We start from the raw sequence: 19,093 nt of genomic DNA, 5'->3' as shown, positions 1-19,093 counted from the left end.
GACAGACCGAATGAAGATGCGTGCGACGGGGGCGAGGCGAATGGCTGAGCGGTATCGATATGCGGGTTCAACGGTATCACATTGGCCACATAGATTTTTAACTTGCATTTCTACCCGCCCTTTTCGTAGAGTCGCCGATACGTGCTTAGCGCACCCTCGGCGCGTCCGGCAGGCTTTGCGAAATGGGATCCAGGAGACTTCGGCGCAGCATCATCTTGCGGAATGCTTCTAATGAGCCTCCCATCCTTCAAAAACAGAATCTCATCGCACAGCCTATCGACCGAATCCAAGATGTGGGATGACATGATGATGCACGTACCAGAATCGGCCAGCTTCCTGAGAATCTCGGAATGCAAGTCCACCCTGCTGGGGTCGAGCGCGTTCATGGGCTCATCTAATAGAAGGTACCGCGCGCCCGTCGCATACGCAATCGCCAGGGTAAGCTGCTGCTTCATGCCCTGGCTCAGAGTGCGGATCCTCATCTTCGCGAACTCGCCTATCTGCGTTTGTTCCACTATCTCTTCGATATCGCGAGCATGCGGCCACATATCGCAAACCATCTTGAGGTGATCTTCCGCACGCAATCCGGGATACAGCAGCGTCCCCTCACCAGGTGCATAGAAGATCATAGAACGGACCTCTCTCGCACCCGTACCCTGCACCTCATCCAGAACGATGCTCCCGTCCACGCGAGGACCCGGCAAACCTGCCATCGCACGCAGCAACGTCGTCTTTCCATGCCCGTTCGGAGCGACGAGACCGTAGACCGTACCCGGGGCAAACTCAGCGTTCACCGAATCTACGAGCACCTTCTTTCCATAAGAGATCGTCAGCGTTTGAAGGTCAATCATCGAGATCATCCCCTTTCGATCTTTGGAACACTCAGGCGCACCATCAACGGAGATACGGCACCCAAGACCACCAGCAGAGCGCCCGATGCGCCGACGACCTCTCCAAAAGGCATCGCGTTCGTCCCTCGCCCAAGGAACCCAATCGTCCCCACCTGGGAAGCGGGATCAAACGAGGCGAATGGAGCCAGCAGCGCGACGCCCATGCCCACGCTTTCAACATGAGCGCTCAACGAACCCAACACCAAGAGAACCGCGCAAACCATTCCGGTGACAACGGGGTTGCGGCTAATCGCTGCTGTCAACGCAGCGACGACGGAAATCACGCCGTATGCCATGACCAGCAACGGAATACTGCACAACACCGCCTCCCCCACCATGGACGTTGTCGAAGCTCCCGCCCGAATGAGAGCGACGGGATACTCCGATCCACCCGCACCGTTCTTAATCACGGACACAACGACAGCGGGAACCATCGACACCAAAAGCAGCACCAAGCCAAGCAGGAGAGCCAGCGCAACAGCCGTCAGAAAACGCACATGCGCTGTTGCGGGGATCTGGAGAACCAGAAGGGAACGACACTGCAGGTGGGTACACGCGAGCGATGTGACAACCACGGGCAACAGCAAAAATAAGGAGGGAAGCGCTGCCTGGAGATACGAAAGGAGGATTAATGGGGGCATCTTCGTACTTAACTCGTAAACCTTGGGGTCCGGCAAGCTCGCGATCGACTCAAGCAGAAGGGCGCGCGCCTCCGCACGAGAAGGAGTCTCCGGCTCGATTCCGATCGATTGCAGGAGAGTCGCATCTGCCGCGCCCAGCTCACCTCGAGCGCGCTCGTACGTCGCAAGGCTTCGAAACCCCTCCGCAGGCATAGGCGCGTACACGAAACCCGAAAGAGCATCCCGCATGTCTTCCAGGGCCGCTTTGCCCTCGACGTCCATATTCGCAGCGTTCTGCTCTAGATACCGATCTATTGAACGGAGCTCCCCATCCCTATACCGAACAGCGGAAACGTTATCAGCGTCAGGAAACATCTCGACCAGAGCCGGGGCCAGCATCGTCGTCGACATTGCAATCGCGCATACGGCGAGGGTAGGAGAACGCAGGAGCAGTTTCCCCATCGTTCTTACGTATGCAACGGCGGAGGCACAAGCGCTCGAACGAGTTGCCGTTCTCGATGCAGTGAAGGAACCTCTCTCAAGACAAATCGGGGATATCGGGCACGCGCAGCCGCTCTTTCCAGCAACGCAAAGCAGGCTAATTGCCAGCACCTCGATCCCGATTGCGCATACGAGGGCAATCGCGCCACGCTCGAAGCAAAGTCCAGGCAGATTCACTATCTGCGTTGTCGGGTACGGGCTATAGGCGCCGACGGTCAACTCAGTGTTCGCATACGTAAGGGGATTCAACAGGGCGAACTCACGTAAAGCGATGGATCTTCCGTAATACCCGGGAACCATCGTCACCCCCATCAGGGCACATACGAACACGATTCCAAGCGTAGGGTTATTGGCAATCTTCACGGCAAGGTGAACGACAAGCGAGATGAACGCTGCCACCAAGAATTGCAAGATGGCCGTCTGCGCGAACACCAGCCAAGCCGGTTTGATAACCGGAGTCGCATATTGAATGTAGCCTATCGGATAGAACGGCGAGCCCGGGCCATTCTTCACAAGCGCGGCGATTATCCCTGGAAGATTGATGGCGAGGACGGCAAGCATTGCAAAAACACTCGCCCATACGCTCGATGCAACAAGTCTACCCAGCTCGCCCATCGGTGCCTGGATGATGAGCTTTTCACGTTTGTTAAGACGCGCGGCAAGGAACGAGACGGCAACGGCCGTTGCGACCCATAGCAAGTACTCCTTCGATCCGTCATAATAGGTGTACTCTCCATCCGATATCTGCAGAAACGGAAGTAGGGGAGAGAGCGGTGCCAAGATAAGACGTCCCGCGGCAAGAGGGTACAGAAGCGCGGGCATGCTTGATGAAGAGGTATAGACACCGTCCTCCCCCGCATTCACAAGCGCATCCGCATAGGATGCTGACAATTCCTGCTCAACACGGGTTATTCCCGACTCGAGGTATTCGACCCGTCCGTCGATGCCAGCCGCGCTCCTGAAGACGGGCAGAGCACAAAGAACCATCAACGCAACAACGACAACACAGAGCGACCTGGAGGAGAGAAGCGACCTAAAGATCGCCTTCGAGATTTTGAGCATATTCATCGCCAACCTTAACCTCATCCAGTCGGAACAGAGGGGCCGAACAAAATGCTCGGCCCTTCCTCGCATCTATTAGGTGCTATAGACAAATTGCCATTTATCAGTTGTGCCAAGAACACCACAGGAGCACATTGCAGCGAGGCGGGATTCCCTATGATGCGCGGATCGGCGATAGCCATTTCGGTAGGAGATCGTCTTGTAAGAGATGTTGAACATCGAGATGCTGTGCCCGCTTACGCCGCGAGGACAGCTGTAGCTCCAGTAGGTATCGACGACGTCGTCCGTATACCCGAGGGGCTCAACGAGGGCACACTGGCTGCTCTCCTGGGAAGGAGGCATCGGGGTATCCGCAAAAGCGGGGGCTCCCGGCAGCAACAGACAAAGAGCGAGGCCGAGGAAAACCAAGAGCTTACACGACTTAACAGTACTGAACATAATCCTCTCCAATCTAGAGGGGTTTCGGTTGCAGCATGCTGTGATTACTGGCCAGCAAAGTCAATTTAACATAAACTGTTAAAAAGTAACCTGAGTTTTTTAAATTCTTCGGAGGTTATTATGAGTTCCGACAATCGCACTCCCCGGCTTTATTCCTTCCGCATCGCATGTGCGATAGCCTCTGCGACCCTTTGCGCCACCGCCATCGCACAAGTGGCGTTCTCCTTAAAGCCAGCAATCGAAGTGCTCGACAACCCTGTAATTGCAGACTCCCCCGCGTATCCAGCCCTTGCGATCTCGACATTGGTCCCTGCCGTCATCGGTATCGCTACGACCATCCTCAGCGCCGTTCTCGTGTGGACGATCAAGAGCGGAGACCCCTTCAAGAAAGGGCCTGCGACATGCTTGAAGGTGCTCGGCATTCTCTTCGTTGTTCAAGCTGCCACCAGCCTCTACGCCGGCTCACTCAAAACCTCCGTTTCGATGTTTGGCGGCGAGGGGGCCGTCGGCGCCCAAGAGATCGCTTCATCATTCGATTGGACCTCTCTGGTTCTCGGCATCGTCCTGTTCATGCTTTCCCAGCTCTTCTTGTACGCCCGAGAGCTGTACCTCGACTCCGACGAGATTGCGTAAGGAAACGCCATGCCCGTAATTGTTCGCCTCGACAAGATCATGGCCGAGCGAAAGATTTCCTCGAACGAACTTGCCGAAAGGATTGGAACCACGCCCGTGAACCTGTCCCGTATTAAAAAAGGGCATATTCGCGGCATTCGCTTCAACACACTCGAGCAGCTATGCCTCGCCCTTCGTTGCCAACCCGGAGACCTTCTCGAAGTCATGAGCGAAGAGGATGCCCGAAAGGAGTTCGGACTCGATTGGTCCGCCGAGGATTAGAGGGCGGTCGTACTCGCCCTGCACACGGGGATGCGAATCGGCGAGGTCTGCGGCCTTCGGTGGTGCGATGTGGATTTCGAGACGGGCCTGATCTCGATCAGACACTCGGTGGCGTACGCGAAGGGAATGGGTTCGTTCATCAAGGACACCAAGACCCATGACGCCAGGGGTATCCCCATCGACCCGGTCGGCCTACTCCCCTTCCTGAAGGAGACCCACGAGATCGACTGCGGAAAGCTGCGCTTGCGCGGCCTTACCGGGGCGGTCGAGATCGGGGACTGCTACATCCTGTCGGAGCCGGGCGCGACCTTCGCGACGACAAGCTATATCCGCAGGGCGTTCAAGACGTTCTCGGAGACCAACGGCCTCATGGGCACCAACGACGAGCTGATCACGTTCCACGGCCTTCGCCACACGTTCGCAACGCAGTGGATCCGCCAAGGCGGCGATATCAAGGCGCTCCAATCGATCCTCGGCCACAAGGACGCCATGGCGACGCTCAACGTCTACGCCGACATCGAGCCCATCTCCAAAATCCATAACATGCTGCGCGCCACGCCGTGCCTTTGGCGCGGGCACCTCGGGCCGAGGGTCGATCCGGGTCCCATGTTCCAACAGAGGATCCAGGAGTCCATCGAGACGCTCCAGGCGTTCGGCTACGGCATCACCGAGCCGGACGACCGAAATATCGCCATACGCGACGTGAAGACGAACAGTTGGCTCTAGCTCACCGAGTACGCGGCAGTGCTGGGCCCATCCCAACTGAGGTCACGGTGGTCCGATAGGGGCGCCGCCCGCGGCATGCGCCGCGGAGCGGTATCCCCTACCGAAGGGCGGGGATGCCCTCCGCTTCCAGTTCGGAATCAGCCGTCGGAGGCGTTCGGCTGACTGCGGGAACGGCCTGTCCGCTCAATGTGTTCGGCTGAGATCGGAAATCAACCCAACACGAGCCGGACACGCGCCAGACGGCTCTTCCCCGTGCGGCCTTCCCCCTTACGCTCATGTTGCAGGCATGTAACGCCGCAGCGAGCGCGCCTTTTTTGCGCCAGACAGGTACAATGATGAACATTGTACCGTAGCGGAGCGCCCCGCGCGCGCCGCAACCACGCGAAAGGGTTTCCCATGGCCGAGATCTCGTCCTCCCGTATCGTCATCACCGTCCTTGGCAAGAACCGCCCCGGCATCGTCGCCGGCGTCACCCGCGTTCTGGGCGAGGCCAACGTCGACATCCGCGACATCACGCAGTCCATTATCGAGGACATCTTCACCATGACCATGCTGGCCGACACCGCCGAGTCCAAGCTCGACTTCGCCGAGCTGCAGAAGGCCCTGGCCGAGGCCGGCGAGCTTTCGGGCGTCAACGTGTCCATCCAGCGCGAGGACGTCTTTAACTTTATGTACCGCCTGTAGCGAACAGGCCGTGCGGGAACAGGCCGGCGCATCTGCACCCAAGCACGCCGCCCCCACACGGCCCCGAGAGGAGCGCGCATGGCTTACGACGCCAAGAAAATCTACTACCGCTTCGATGACCATCTGAGCCGCCTGGTCTTGGATTATGAGGCGAGCCGCCAGATTTCGCCCGAAAGCGAAAACCTCTACCACGGCATGCCGACTAATCCGTATGACGAGGGTCTGTTCGTCGAGCATAACGTCAAGCGCGGCCTGCGTAATGCCGACGGCTCGGGCGTGGTTGCGGGCCTTACCCGCATCTCGGACGTGCACGGCTACAACAAGGTCGACGGAAAGGTCGTGCCCGATCAGGGCAAGCTCACGCTTCGCGGCTACAGCATCGAGGATCTGGTCAACAATGCCCAGGCCGAAAATCGCTACGGCTACGAAGAAGTCGCCTATCTGCTTATCACGGGTTCGCTACCCAACAAGGAAGAGCTCGGCGGCTTCTGCGAGCGCCTAGGTGCCTTTAGACATCTGAGCGACGAGTACGCTAAAGAGTTCCCTATGACCACGGTGTCGTCGAGCATCATGAACGTGCTCCAGCGCGCCGTGCTGCTGCTCTACGCCTTCGATGCCGAACCAGACGTGATCACGCCCGAGCACGAAATCGACGTCGCCATTTCCATGCTCGCACGTCTCCCGCGCATCGCCGCCTTCGCACACATGGCCTCGATCGCCAAGCTTCGCGGCTCCGAGGTGCACGTGCCGCACCCCACGCCCGGTCTCTCCACCGCCGAGACCATCCTACAGGTCCTGCGCGGCGGCATGGCGTTCACCCACGATGAGGCGATGCTGCTCGACGTTATGCTCATGCTGCATGCCGAGCACGGCGGCGGCAACAACTCCACCTTCGCTTGCCGCGTGCTGTCGTCTTCGGCCACCGACCCGTATTCCGCCTACGCCGCGGCTATCGGCTCGCTCAAGGGCCCGCGCCACGGCGGTGCCAATGCCAAGGTCGTGTCTATGCACGAGGACATCCGCGCGCATGTTTCCAACTGGGAAAATGAAGACGAGGTCGCGGCTTACCTGGGCAAGATCCTCGACAAGCAGGCCTTCGACGGCACGGGCCTCATCTACGGCATGGGCCACGCCGTCTACACGCTGAGCGACCCACGCGCCGAGGTCTGCCGCCGTTACGCGCGCTCGCTGGCAGCCAAGAAGGACTTGGGCGAAGAGTTCGCGCTCATCGAGCGCATCGAGCGCCTGGCCCCGCAAGTGATGCGCGATCACGGCATGACCAAGCCCATCTGCGCCAACATCGACCTGTACACGGGCTTTATCTACAAGATGCTCGGCGTGCCCGAGACGCTCTTTACGCCGCTGTTCGCCGTCGCCCGCATGGCCGGCTGGTCTGCGCACCGCATGGAAGAGCTCTTCTGCGCGCACCGCATCATCCGTCCCGCGTATCGCCCGGTTATCGAGCCGCTGGAGTACAAGCCGCTCGCCGATCGTTAGGACGCAGACCGTTATAGAACCCGAGCGTGGCCAGGGCATCACCGCCCTCGGCCACGCTTTTTATGCCAGTAGAAAGGATTGCAGCGAATGATTGTGTTTTCCGATATGGATGGAACGCTGCTGACGAGTAATAAGCAGATGAGCGACGCCACCTGGGCAATGCTCGACGAACTCGCTCGACGTGGGATTGAGTTTGTGCCCTGCACGGGGCGTCCTCTGTCGGGCATCTTTGAGCCCATCCTCGCCCACCCCGCCGTACACTACGCGGTCTGCGCCAACGGTGCCAGCGTCTGGCAGCTCGACGACGTTGTGCCCACCGATGCCTCGCGTGCCACGCGCATCTTGAGCCGTCCGCTCGACCGCGCCATCGCCCACCGCGTCCATCGCATCGCCGCCGGTCACGATGTGACCTTCGATATCTTCGCGGACGGGCAGTGCTTCCTCCCCCGCTCGCTCTACACGCGCCTGGACGAATTCTGCGGCGGCGACCCCCACATCGCGGCTTCGCTCAAGCGCACACGAACACCGATCAACATGGATATCGACAGCAAGATCGACAAGGTCGAGACACTCGAACGCATCGCCATGTACTGGCACAACCCGGCCGATCGCGACGCCATCGCGGCGGAGCTCGACACGCTCGAAGGCATTGAGGTCACGCGTTCGTACGCCATGAATATCGAGGTCATGGGTGAGGGCGCCACCAAGGGGACGGCCCTCACGTGGCTCTGCGAGCACCTGGGCGAGCGTCTCGCCGACGCCTGGGCGTTCGGCGACAACATCAACGACATCCCCATGCTGCAGGCAGCGGGCCACGGCATGGCCATGATCAACGCCGAGCCCGAGGACCGCGAGGCCGCCGGCGCCATCACCGAATACGACAACGACCACGACGGCGTCGCCCGCACCATCATGGCCGCCCTCGCCTAGCAGCAGCAACCCGGCAGGGTAGCTAAAATAGCCCCGTCCCAAATTAGCTACCCCCGGAAAACCGCGAGGACTGCCCCCCACTGCCGGCAGAAAAGGAACGTCCCCATCTGCCGGATTAAGCGAGACTCTCCAGCACGCGACGGAGCTCCTGCTGGACGGCGTGGTCGCGATTACAACCCACCACGCGATCGGCCACCGCCTTGAGCGCGGGGCGCGCGTTTTCCATCGCGCAGCCCGTGCCGACAAAGCGAATGATCTCGTAGTCGTTCATCGAGTCGCCAAACGCCATGACCTCGTCGCGACCAATGCCGTAATGCTCCGCGAGCTGCGCGATACCCGAGGCCTTCGACACACCGGGCTGCATGGCATCAATCCACGCGTTGCCCGAAGGCGCAAAAGTAAAGAGCTGACCAAGTTCGCGCTGCAGTACGTAAGCGCTGTCCATAACGGCACCGTCATCGCAAAAGATACTCGCCTTGATGATATTTACGCTGGGATCGGGCAGCTCCCAAATGCGCTCGGCATTGGGAAGGTCCTTATCGACCTCGCGCACGAACTTGCACTCGTCATCGAGCAAAAAGGACTTGGTTCGGTCAAAGAGCGCAAGATGCAGATTGGGAAACGTCGCGACTGCTTGGGCGAGCTTTCGAATCGCCAGGTGCGAATACACCTCGCGGTCCACCATCTTGCCGTCGGCGTAGACCTGGGCGCCGTTAGCGGCGACAAAGTCCATCTTGTCGCGAACGGGCGCAAAGAACTCGCACAGGCGATCGTAGCGACGACCTGACGATGCGGCGAAATGCACGCCATGCTCGTGTAGCGCCAGAATCAGTTCGTAGGTCTCGGGAGGCACCTGGCCGTTTTCGTCAAGCAGTGTGCCGTCCATATCGGATGCAATCAGTTTAAACATAGAAAAGCTCCCTTCGGGCTTGTTGGAATCGAACGCGTATCCGATTCCAACGTACCCAAAGGGAGCTCAAATAAGACTCCGCGGGCGTAAACGTTACAAGGACCTGGCAAATAGCTCACACATGCCAGAGGTCCTACGGTCGCGGCGTCAGGCAGCCCGCCAAAGAGCGTCCCCGATGACTAGTCGTTTAAGAACGTCCCCGATGACTAGTCGGCGTAGGTGAAGGTTGTAACGTCGAACATGCCCTCGGGGCGGATGCGGAGCGTCGGGATGACCGGCAGGGGCAGGAAGATGATGCCCATGATGGGGTCGAGCGGCGGCTCAATACCCATAGCGCGTGCCTTGACCATAAAGTCGTCGTGCTGCGCCGCGACGTCTTCGGCAGTGTCTTCGCTCATCAGGCCGCCGAGCGCCAGGGGAATACGAGCCACGACCTCGCCGTTGCGCACCAGCACGTGGCCGCCCTGGCCCACGGCTTCAACAGCAGCCATCATATCCGCCGCATTGTCGCCCACCACGCACACGTTGTGCGAGTCGTGGCCGATCGTGGAGGCAATGGCACCACCGGTGATAGTGAAACCGCGCACCCAGCCGCGACCGATATGTTTGCCGACCAGGCTCAGGCCAGCGGGGCCATCGCCATCGACGCCCTCGGCCTGCAGCGACACGCCGCGGCCATGGCGCTCAATCAGCATAATGCGACGCAAGTCCTCGTCAGTCTCGGGACGGGCCATACCCGTGATAGCCATACCCGGGATGACATCGATAACCGCCTCGCCCGGCTTAAAGGCATAATCGAACACGTCAAGCGAAAGCTTCGGCAGCTTAACGGAAGCACGCAGCTCATCGGCAAGAGAGGCGACCTCGGCAGTCTCGGGTGCGACCTCGCCCACAAAGGTGCCATCCTGCGCCACCAGGGCACCGGCGGCATAAACACGATGCGGAGCCTTGGCAAACGTCAGGTCATCGAGCAACAGCAGGTCGGCGCGCTTGCCCGGGGCGATTGAGCCGCGGAGCTCGTGCGGGTCGCGGCAGCCGTGGTCCAGGCCAAATGCCTCAGCCGTGGAAAGGGACGCCATGGAGATGGCGACCACGGGGTCGATACCGGCCTCGATAGCCACGCGGCAGGCATTGTCGATCATGCCGGTCGAAAGAGCATCGGAGGGAGCGCGGTCATCGGTCGCAAAGCAGCAGCGGCGGGCGCGGGCAGGATTCTCCAGCAGCATCGGGGACAAATTGGCCAGGTCGTGGCTGCACGTGCCCTCACGCAGCATCACATACATGCCGCGGGACAGCTTGTCGAGTGCCTCCTCGGGAATCGTCGACTCGTGGTCGGCGATAATACCCGCCGCGGCATAGGCGTTGAGGTCCTTGCCGGCAACGAGCGGCGCGTGGCCGTCAACCTGCTTGGACGGCGTCTGGTTGGCAGCATCAATGCGAGCACAGGTCTCGGGGTCGGCCATAAAGACGCCCGGCAGGTTCATCATCTCGCCCAGACCAAAGACATCGCCCGGATGCTCGGCAAAAAACGCCTGCATATCGGCAGCCGAAATAACGGCACCGGCCTGCTCGTCGGGTAGAGCGGGCACGCACGAAGGCATCATGTATTTGATGGAGATGGGTGCGCGGCGGCCGTCCTCAATCATAAAGCGCAAGCCATCGAGACCGGCAACATTAGCAATCTCGTGGCTGTCGGCAATGGCGGTGGTAGTACCGCGCGTCGCGGCCATGCGAGCATACTCGGCGGGACGGATGTTCGAAGACTCGATATGCAGATGCCCGTCAATAAAACCGGGAGCGAGATAGCGACCCTGGCAGTCGATAACCTCGGCAGCCTCGTAGGTACCGGCGGCATCGTCGCGACCGTTGTAGAGCACGCCGACGATTACACCGTCCTTGACGGCAACGCTACCGGGCGCCACACGCTGGCCATACACGTCGACGATCTGCGCATTGGCAAACAGCGTGTCGACGGGCACGCGCCCCTCGGCAGCATCGATCACAGACCTCATGACCTCAACGGACATACATACTCCTTTAACCGTAGAAAAAAGCTGCGGAGCGGACGAGCCTTCACCGCAGCAAGCCAATAGCCATTGTATGCCCAAACGATGGGTCAACAATACGCCTCTCCGCTTAACGGCACACGCCACTTGGTGCAATGAGGAGAGGTTGCTTTGCACCAATGACAAGGAGTGTCCCAAAGTGCCGGCACAAAAGGAACGTCCCAAAGTGCCAACAACGGAAGCGCCGATGTTTTGGCAACGACAGCGAGCGGGCCGCATTTGAGACAAGGTGACGTGAAACGAAAGGGCGCTGACCTTCTGGTCGCGCCCTTGAAGTTGAACGTCAGATTGTCCAAATGCGGCCCGCGCAGCGTCGGCCGGTCCGCCGTTCGTTAGAACGGCGGAACTAAATCAACTTAAAGCCCTTGCGCTTGCCCACAGAAAGGGTGTCGCCCAGCTTGAGGGCGCCGGGATCGATGTTATAGCTCTTGGGAGCCACGGCCTTGCCGTTGATCTTGACGCCGCCGCCGTCGATATCGCGACGAGCCTGGCCGGCGCTCGCCGAAAGACCCAGGTCCTTGAGCAGGCCAGCGAGGTAGATCTGGCCCTCGTCGTTGACGGTCAGCTCAACGTGCTTCTCGGGGAAGTCGGCGAGCTGGCCCTCCTTGAACACGCGGTCGAACTCGGCCTGAGCCTCGTCGCCGGCACCGGCGCCGTGGTAGGTGTCACACAGGTCACGGCCCAGAGCGCGCTTGAGCTCGTAGGGGTCGGCAGAACCATCGGCCAGGGCGGCGTCGATCTTGTCGACCTCTGCCGGGGTGAGCGAGCTCGCCAGGCGGTAGTACTTGCCAATCATCTCGTCGGGGATGGACATGGTCTTGCCGAACATATCCTTGGGAGCGTCGGTCAGGCCGATGTAGTTGCCATAGGACTTGGACATCTTGCGCACGCCGTCGGTGCCCTCGAGCAGCGGCATGGTGAGCGCGATCTGCGGCTCCATGCCCATTTTCTCCATGAGCTCACGGCCGGCGAGCAGGTTGAAGAGCTGATCGGTGCCGCCCATCTCCACGTCGGCCTTGATCTGCACGGAGTCGAAAGCCTGCATCACGGGATACAGGAACTCATGCAGGGCGATCGGCGTCTGAGACTGGTAGCGCTTGGTAAAGTCATCGCGCTCAAGAATGCGGGCGACGGTGAACTTGGAGCACACCTGCAGCAGACCGGCCAGATCCATCGACAAGATCCAGTCACCGTTGTGCACGATGGTGGTCTTCTCGGGATCCAGGATCTTCATGGCCTGGCTCACATAGGTCTCGGCATTGGCCTCGATCTGCTCCTGCGAAAGCTGCGGACGCGTGGAGTTCTTGCCCGAGGGGTCGCCGATCAGCGCGGTACCGTTGCCGATGATGAGGGTGACGTTGTGGCCCAGGTCCTGGAACTGACGCATCTTGCGCAGCGGCACGGCGTGGCCCAGGTGCAGGTCGGGGCTGGTGGGGTCGACGCCGAGCTTGATGTTGAGGGGCTCGCCCTTCTCAAGCTTCTTGCGAAGGTCGGCCTCGGGAACGATCTGCGCGGCGCCCGAGGTGATGATACGCATTTGCTCGTCAACAGACAGCATTGGGTATCCTCCTTTTGCTATAGCACCCTCGCCGAAAACGGCGGTGCTGGAAGTCCATAAACTCTCTTATGATAACAAACTGACGCGACGCGGCACCTACGACAGGAAAATCCTCGTCCTGCCGCATGCGTCAATGGCAACTGGCAGACGTGTACCGTCACGCTCGACCAGATAGCGTGCCTGCCGACGACGCAAGCAGTCACGACAATGGACCTGCCCCGTCGCATCGGTGGCGCAGACGCCCTCGGCGGTCAGCAGGCAGTGCTCGCACACCATGAGCTCGGGGCAATCGGCATCGACGGGGCCCAAAACATCAGGTTCGGCCGTCAGTTCGGCAATACGTTTCGCATCATTGCCGAGCAACTCGGCCGGCAAGTACACCCGCCCCGCACCGAGTCCGCGCAGCCAGGTAAGCATGGCCCGATTCGCGCAGAACACCGGCGCCGCCACGTCAAACGTCACGCCCAGCTCGCGAGCGATCACCACCTGTCCCAGGTTGCGGCAGACGACGTGCCCGGCACGCTGCATCAGTGAGCGGGTCCAGTCAGCGTCACTCGCGCGGCACACCTCGTCAAGCACCACAACGGCGTCGGACAAATCGAGTTCTCCGCACGGGTCGGCATCCATCAGCTGCCAAGCAAAAACCATGCGAGTGGGAACCGCGCACTCCACCAACTCCGTCGATGCACCGCCATCCACCGCAACGCCCTCAAACGGCAGCACTTCAACGGCGCGAGCAGCAGGCACGACCGCATCGGCCTCGGCATGCATGCGCTCCAGGGCCGTCGCCGTCTGCTCCAACACACCGGCGCTGCGAATCAGGTACACCTCGCAGCCCGTGTCCACCTTACGCTTGCAATGCACGACGACGCGCTTCCCCGCTGCGGCATCCACCGGGCAGGGCACCTGCGGCCAGCGCTTGGGCACATCGGGACGCGCGTCGACACCCGGATAGAACCGAATCTCGAGCGTGTCACCCGCCGCCACGGCGGCGTCGAGCTCAACGGTCACCTCTTCGTGGCCCACAGCGACCAAGCGCCCCACGCGCACGCCCTGGTTAATTGCGCGCTCAAAGCTCATCAGCTCGGCACCCGAACGCCCTCGCAGGTACGCATCGGTAAACCCACGGTTAAACGACCTTCCCAGCTCGCGCTCAAGCTCTTCCACGGCACCGGGGTCCCACGCGCCGTCGCACAGCATATCGAGTGCCCGGCGCCACACCCGCACCACGTTGAATACGTAATCGGGGTTCTTCATGCGCCCCTCGATCTTGAGCGACGCCACGCCGGCATCTACAAGCTCGGGCAGATGCGCAATACCCAGATAGTCGCGCGGGCACAGCAGGCGATCTCCCTCGACGGCGACAACGCTCTGCCCCGCCTCGTCCACCAGGTCGTACGCCAGACGGCACGGCTGCGTGCAGTCGCCGCGCATCGCCGAGCGCCCACGCCGCAGGGCCGAGAACTCGCACGCCCCCGAATAGCCGATGCAAATCGCACCGTGGCAGAATACCTCGATGGGCACGCCAGTAGCGCAAAGCGTCCCAATCTCCGCCATGCTCAGCTCGCGCGCAGTCGTCACGCGCTCAACTCCCAACTCCTTGGCAGCCAACTGCACGGCACCCTCGCCATGAGCGCCCGCCTGCGTGGACAGGTGAATCTCGACCCCGGGAATCGCCGCGCGCAGCGCGCAGGCCAACCCGGCATCGGCGACAATCAGAGCATCGGCGCCCAGCTCCAGTGCATGAGCTCCCAACACCACCGCGTCGGACAACTCATCGTCAAACACGAACACGTTGAGCGTTACGCACACACGCACGCCATGGGCATGCGCCACGGCGCAGCCGCGCGCAAACTCGTTATCCGTAAAGCCATGGGCGCTCACACGGGCGTTAAAGCCGCCCAACCCCGCATAGATGGCATCGGCACCCGCGGCGATGGCCGCAAGCATCTGGTCGAGTCCACCCGCCGGCGCCAGCAGCTCGGGCAGCGCCGCACCGGCATCATCCAATCCAGTCTCGTATTGTCCGCTCGGCCCCATCGTCCGAATCGCCATCGGCAAACTCCTTACCAAGGTATGCATTCACTCTGAAAAATGCCGTCTTCCAGCATACACGAGGCCTCGCGCGCCCCGTTTGGTTTATCGTGTAATAACTTATGTCCATCCTGCCCCGACGGTACATCCACCGTCCGGCACGACATACCTGGAGGTCAATATATGGGTCCTCGCCAACGACAGGGACGCAGCCGTTCAAAGACGCATGCTCTGCCCATAATCCTGCTCTCGTTTTTGGGCTTTTTGCTTATCGCGGGCGTGGCATTTGGCATCGGCATGGTCGGCAACGTCAACCGCTGGCTGTCCGATCTGCCCGACTACACCGACGCCAACGCGTATCTAGTGAGCGAGCCCACCGAGATCGTCGACTGCAACGGCAACAAGATCGCGAGCTTCTACACGCAAAACCGCAAGTCCATCACCAAGGACGAGGTCTCCCCCTACGTGCTGCAGGGCACCGTTGACGTCGAGGACGAACGCTTCTACGAGCACGGCGGTATCGACCTGTGGGGTATCGCGCGTGCTGCGGTGGCAACCCTCGGCGGCGGACACGAAGGCGCCTCGACTATCACACAGCAGCTGGTGCGCAACACCATCCTGCAGGAGGAGCAGTTCGACTCGACCATCGAGCGTAAGGTGCGCGAGGCCTACATCGCCGTCAAGATGGAGGACATGTACTCCAAAGACGAGATCCTCATGATGTACCTCAACACCATCTATTACGGCCACGGCGCCTACGGCATCGAGGCCGCAGCCGAGACCTATCTGTCCAAGAGCGCCGCCGATCTCACCCTCAGCGAGGCCGCGCTGCTCATCGGCCTTCCCAACTCGCCCTCGCAGTACGACCCCACGGTCAACCCCGACCTAGCGCTGTCCCGTCGCAACAAGGTCCTCGACAACATGTTGCGCCTGGGCCACATCACGCAGGAGGAACACGATGCCGCACAGGCCGAGCCCATCACCCTCAACGTGACCGAGATTTCGGGCAGCGGCGTCGACGTATACTCGCAGCCCTACTTTGTCGCCTATGTTAAGCAGCTGCTGGAGCAGGAGTTCTCGACCGACGTGCTCTTTAAGGGCGGTCTGACCGTCAAGACCACCATCGACCCCACGATGCAGCAGGTGGCAGAGAATGCCGTCCGCCAGCAGCTCGACACGCTCTCACTCGACGGCCTGGACATGGGCATGGTCGTCGTCGACCCCAAGACCGGCTACATCAAGTGCATGGTGGGCGGCTACGACTACAACGCCGACGAGAACCACGTAAACCACGCCACGGCCAAGCGTCCCGTGGGCTCCACGTTTAAGGCCTTTACGCTGGCAACTGCCATCCAAAACGGCATGAACCCCAACGTCACCCTCAACTGCAACTCGCCGCTCAAGGCCAAGGGCACCACGACCGAGGTCCAAAACTACGCCAACCATAGCTATGGCAACATCACGCTTAAGCAGGCAACGGCATACTCCTCCAACACCGGCTACATCCAGGTGGCGGAAGCCGTCGGCAACAGCAAGATCATCTCACTCGTCAAAAAGCTCGGCATCGATCCCGCCAAGGACAACATCGAGGACGTTCCCGTCATGACGCTCGGCACCGGCTCGATCTCGCCGCTCGAGATGGCCGCCGCCTACGCGACGTTTGCCAACGGCGGCTACTATCGCCAGCCGATCGCCATCACCGAGATTGACTCTCGTACCGGTTCGGTGCTGTACCAGCACACGGACAATCCCTCACAGGTGCTTACCGAGGGCGAGGCCGCCGCGGTCACCGATGTTCTGTCCGGCGTCATGCAGGGCGGCGGTACGGGTGCTGCTGGCGCCCTGAGCGTCAACCAGCCCTATGCCGGCAAAACGGGCACCACCGACAACACCACCAACCTGTGGTTCTGCGGCTATACCCCGCAGCTGGCGTGCGCCCTGTGGACCGGCTATTCCGCGGGCGAGATCCCCATCCAAAAATACGGCACGGACCTGCTGGGCGACAGCACCAACCTGCCTGTCTTTAAGCGGTTTATGAACACCGTTCTGACCGGTACCGAACGCGAGGAGTTTGCGACCGGAACGGCGCCCACCTACAAGAACAACAGCGTCTGGAAGTTCTACGGCACCAACAACACCAAGAAGACGGAGAACGACGACAAGGACGAGAACGAGGACGAAGAGGAAACCACCACAACGACCACCACGACGACCACGACCACCGAGACCACGGGCGGCGACACCACCGGCGGCACCGGAACGACCGGTGGCTCGACGGGCGGCTCCACTGGTGGTTCGACCGGCGGCGATGGCGGCACGCCTACGCCCACGCCTACGCCCACTCCCGACCCCTCGCCCACGCCTGACGATACTGTTGGCTAGAAATTCATCCGGCCATTAGCAACAAGGCCCCCGAGCAGCTTATTAAACTGCTCGGGGGCCTTTTAGTTTAAAGCGACCTGGTGAACGGTCTTTATACCGGCAAACAATATAGGGGGTACCGACCAACGTCGATACCCCCTTACAAGCCACCATGTCACGCACACAGTGCCGAGCGCACGACCCGCACGCCTACTTGCGAGAATTGCTCAGCTTATTGATCAGCGCCTCGAGACGCTCGCCGTCCTCGGCCGTCTGGGCAATAACCAAAATCGTATCGTTGCCGGCAAGCGAGCCAAGCACATCGGGCAGCTCTGCCGCATCAACGGCGGCGGCGATGCCGGAAGCCGTGCCAGGCTGAGCCTTGATCATAACCAGATTATCGGTGCGCAGAACGCCCGTTACGAGCTCGGAAACCATACGCTGCAGGTGCAGGTCCTCTGCCAGAACATAGATGCCCTCAGGGAGCTTACGCAGCCCCATATCGGCAATATCGCGAGAGACAGTCGCCTGCGTGCAATCAAAGCCCATAGCGCGGAGCTCATCGACCAGCACGCGCTGCGTACGGACGTCCTTATTGCGCACAATATCTCTAATGGCATCCTGGCGCCCATTGCGTTTTTTAGCCATACAAACCCTCTCTCCAAAAGATGGCGGAGACAATCAATCAGTGATTGAATAGTTTAACGCTATTTGAAGGCTTTTGTGTATAAGAACGCATTTCGAAACAATTCTATGCAAGTTTGTTTCGAAATGAGCCGTTTAGGCGGTTTTTGCGCCCGTCCGGTTAAGAAAAGCCGCCAGATGCGTACACATCACGCAGCGCGCGGGCTTGGCGCTGGCGATCGGCCCAAACAACAGACCGAGCCCCCGATGGTTATCCTTGAGCGCGGCGACCATCTGACGGGTTCGAGGCGCATCGAGCATATCACGCATGCGGGCGGAACGCTCGATTGACGACACCCCATGCGGGCTCAGACACAAATTCTCGATGCAGGCGACCAGTCCGGCAAAGTAGAACTTTTGGCTTGCCAGCTTGAGCCGACCACCGCTGTCTGCTTCCGAGAGTGAGTCCGCAAGCTCGTCGAGCGCTCGAGTGTCATCGGATACCTTGGCATACATGGTGGGATCAAAGGCATCTGTAAGTTTAGGTGCCGCCGTGTGGAAACAAGCATCGCCGCAGCCGGACACGCATCGTGTCTGCGAAAGCGCGCATGCCATAAACCCAACTGTGCGAAACACCTTGTCGCACAAAAGGCATGCCTCAAACAGCGAGCGGCTGTACATCACACCAGAGGTCTGAACGACTAGGCCGCCTAAAATCAACTGAGGCAGCCCGGCCACCATCGAAGATTTGCTATCAATGGAAATATGAGCAGCATCCAAGACGCGCGAATGGCGCTCTCGATGTGCATCATAGCGGTCGAGCGACACCGTGGGGAGCACTATGTCTGCCGTAGTATCGCACGCGATATTGACCATCTTGGAAAGGGACTGCGGAGCAAACCACTCATCGGCGTTCATAGCGATGATTTGAGAGCCGCGCGAGGCAGCAAAACCGGCACGAAGACAAGCGCCGCGCTTCGCGTCCTCGACGTCAATCAAATCAATATGAATGTCCCTGTCGGCAGCAACTTGAAGCGAATGGCGCACACCGGGCGCAGCATCGCGACAGACAACGACAATCTGCAAATCGTAGAGGTCTTGGTTCTGGATACTCTCGAGCGCACGCATCGCATAGCTGGGCGAACCTTCTACCACAAGGATCACCGAAAGTCGCGGATGCGAGCCACGTCGAACCAAGTTATCCGTCCTCTCGACAGCAGTGAATCAAACTGTCGTTCATGGTACACCCCGGCAATAAAAGCAATGAGACACCGGTTGTATTGCACGCCAAGAACAGA

General features: G+C 60.3%; 15 protein-coding genes. 7 read left to right on the top strand and 8 right to left on the bottom strand.

Features of this window, described 5'->3' with window-relative positions; genetic code table 11:
- Positions 1-110: 110 nt before the first annotated feature.
- Positions 111-851, bottom strand: a complete 741-nt coding sequence (locus FGQ67_RS01165) for an ABC transporter ATP-binding protein (protein WP_117769450.1) — start codon at positions 849-851, stop codon at positions 111-113.
- 5 nt (positions 852-856) lie between these two features.
- Positions 857-3,079, bottom strand: a complete 2,223-nt coding sequence (locus tag FGQ67_RS01160) for a hypothetical protein (RefSeq protein WP_117734371.1) — start codon at positions 3,077-3,079, stop codon at positions 857-859.
- A 552-nt stretch (positions 3,080-3,631) separates the two neighbouring features.
- Between FGQ67_RS01160 and FGQ67_RS01155 the strand changes: the two genes are divergently transcribed.
- From FGQ67_RS01155 to FGQ67_RS01130, 6 genes are all read left to right on the top strand, one after another.
- Complete coding sequence (locus FGQ67_RS01155; protein WP_138339655.1) at positions 3,632-4,144, top strand: hypothetical protein; 513 nt, start codon at positions 3,632-3,634, stop codon at positions 4,142-4,144.
- Between the two features lie 9 nt (positions 4,145-4,153).
- Positions 4,154-4,405 carry a helix-turn-helix domain-containing protein gene (locus FGQ67_RS01150; protein WP_006235292.1) on the top strand — a complete coding sequence of 84 codons (252 nt, stop codon included), beginning with the start codon at positions 4,154-4,156 and terminating at the stop codon, positions 4,403-4,405.
- A gap of 18 nt (positions 4,406-4,423) precedes the next feature.
- Positions 4,424-5,131: a site-specific integrase gene (locus FGQ67_RS01145; RefSeq protein WP_255360342.1), complete on the top strand. Its 708-nt coding sequence runs from the start codon at positions 4,424-4,426 to the stop codon at positions 5,129-5,131.
- Between the two features lie 396 nt (positions 5,132-5,527).
- Positions 5,528-5,815, top strand: coding sequence for an ACT domain-containing protein (locus FGQ67_RS01140; RefSeq protein ID WP_006235289.1), 288 nt, complete (start codon positions 5,528-5,530; stop codon positions 5,813-5,815).
- A gap of 78 nt (positions 5,816-5,893) precedes the next feature.
- Complete coding sequence (locus FGQ67_RS01135; RefSeq protein ID WP_138339654.1) at positions 5,894-7,312, top strand: citrate synthase; 1,419 nt, start codon at positions 5,894-5,896, stop codon at positions 7,310-7,312.
- A gap of 87 nt (positions 7,313-7,399) precedes the next feature.
- Positions 7,400-8,242, top strand: a complete 843-nt coding sequence (locus FGQ67_RS01130; RefSeq protein WP_138339653.1) for a Cof-type HAD-IIB family hydrolase — start codon at positions 7,400-7,402, stop codon at positions 8,240-8,242.
- 115 nt (positions 8,243-8,357) lie between these two features.
- Here FGQ67_RS01130 and FGQ67_RS01125 read toward each other — a convergent pair whose 3' ends face one another.
- The 4 genes from FGQ67_RS01125 to FGQ67_RS01110 form a co-directional block, all read right to left on the bottom strand.
- Complete coding sequence (locus FGQ67_RS01125; protein WP_138339652.1) at positions 8,358-9,152, bottom strand: Cof-type HAD-IIB family hydrolase; 795 nt, start codon at positions 9,150-9,152, stop codon at positions 8,358-8,360.
- 206 nt (positions 9,153-9,358) lie between these two features.
- The gene (locus FGQ67_RS01120; protein ID WP_138339651.1) at positions 9,359-11,179 is read right to left on the bottom strand and encodes an adenine deaminase; all 1,821 of its coding nucleotides are present in this window, start codon (positions 11,177-11,179) and stop codon (positions 9,359-9,361) included.
- A gap of 385 nt (positions 11,180-11,564) precedes the next feature.
- A complete protein-coding gene (gene tyrS / locus FGQ67_RS01115) occupies positions 11,565-12,776 on the bottom strand; it encodes a tyrosine--tRNA ligase (protein WP_138339650.1) in 1,212 nt (403 codons plus the stop codon).
- A gap of 96 nt (positions 12,777-12,872) precedes the next feature.
- Positions 12,873-14,831 (bottom strand): U32 family peptidase, encoded by a 1,959-nt coding sequence (locus tag FGQ67_RS01110; RefSeq protein ID WP_171025119.1) that lies wholly within the window; start codon positions 14,829-14,831, stop codon positions 12,873-12,875.
- Positions 14,832-14,993: 162 nt separating this feature from the next.
- Here FGQ67_RS01110 and FGQ67_RS01105 point away from each other — a divergent pair, with 162 nt between their 5' ends.
- Positions 14,994-17,192: a transglycosylase domain-containing protein gene (locus FGQ67_RS01105; RefSeq protein WP_138339648.1), complete on the top strand. Its 2,199-nt coding sequence runs from the start codon at positions 14,994-14,996 to the stop codon at positions 17,190-17,192.
- A 189-nt stretch (positions 17,193-17,381) separates the two neighbouring features.
- On the opposite strand, the gene FGQ67_RS01100 is transcribed toward FGQ67_RS01105, so the two are convergent.
- Both FGQ67_RS01100 and FGQ67_RS01095 read right to left on the bottom strand, forming a co-directional pair.
- Positions 17,382-17,819, bottom strand: a complete 438-nt coding sequence (locus tag FGQ67_RS01100) for an arginine repressor (protein WP_006235280.1) — start codon at positions 17,817-17,819, stop codon at positions 17,382-17,384.
- A gap of 132 nt (positions 17,820-17,951) precedes the next feature.
- Positions 17,952-18,992, bottom strand: a complete 1,041-nt coding sequence (locus FGQ67_RS01095; RefSeq protein ID WP_171025118.1) for a glycosyltransferase family 2 protein — start codon at positions 18,990-18,992, stop codon at positions 17,952-17,954.
- Positions 18,993-19,093: the final 101 nt, after the last annotated feature.

Source organism: Collinsella aerofaciens, assembly GCF_005845035.1.
Lineage (GTDB): Bacteria > Actinomycetota > Coriobacteriia > Coriobacteriales > Coriobacteriaceae > Collinsella > Collinsella aerofaciens_I.
This window is presented reverse-complemented; position numbering and strand designations above follow the sequence as displayed.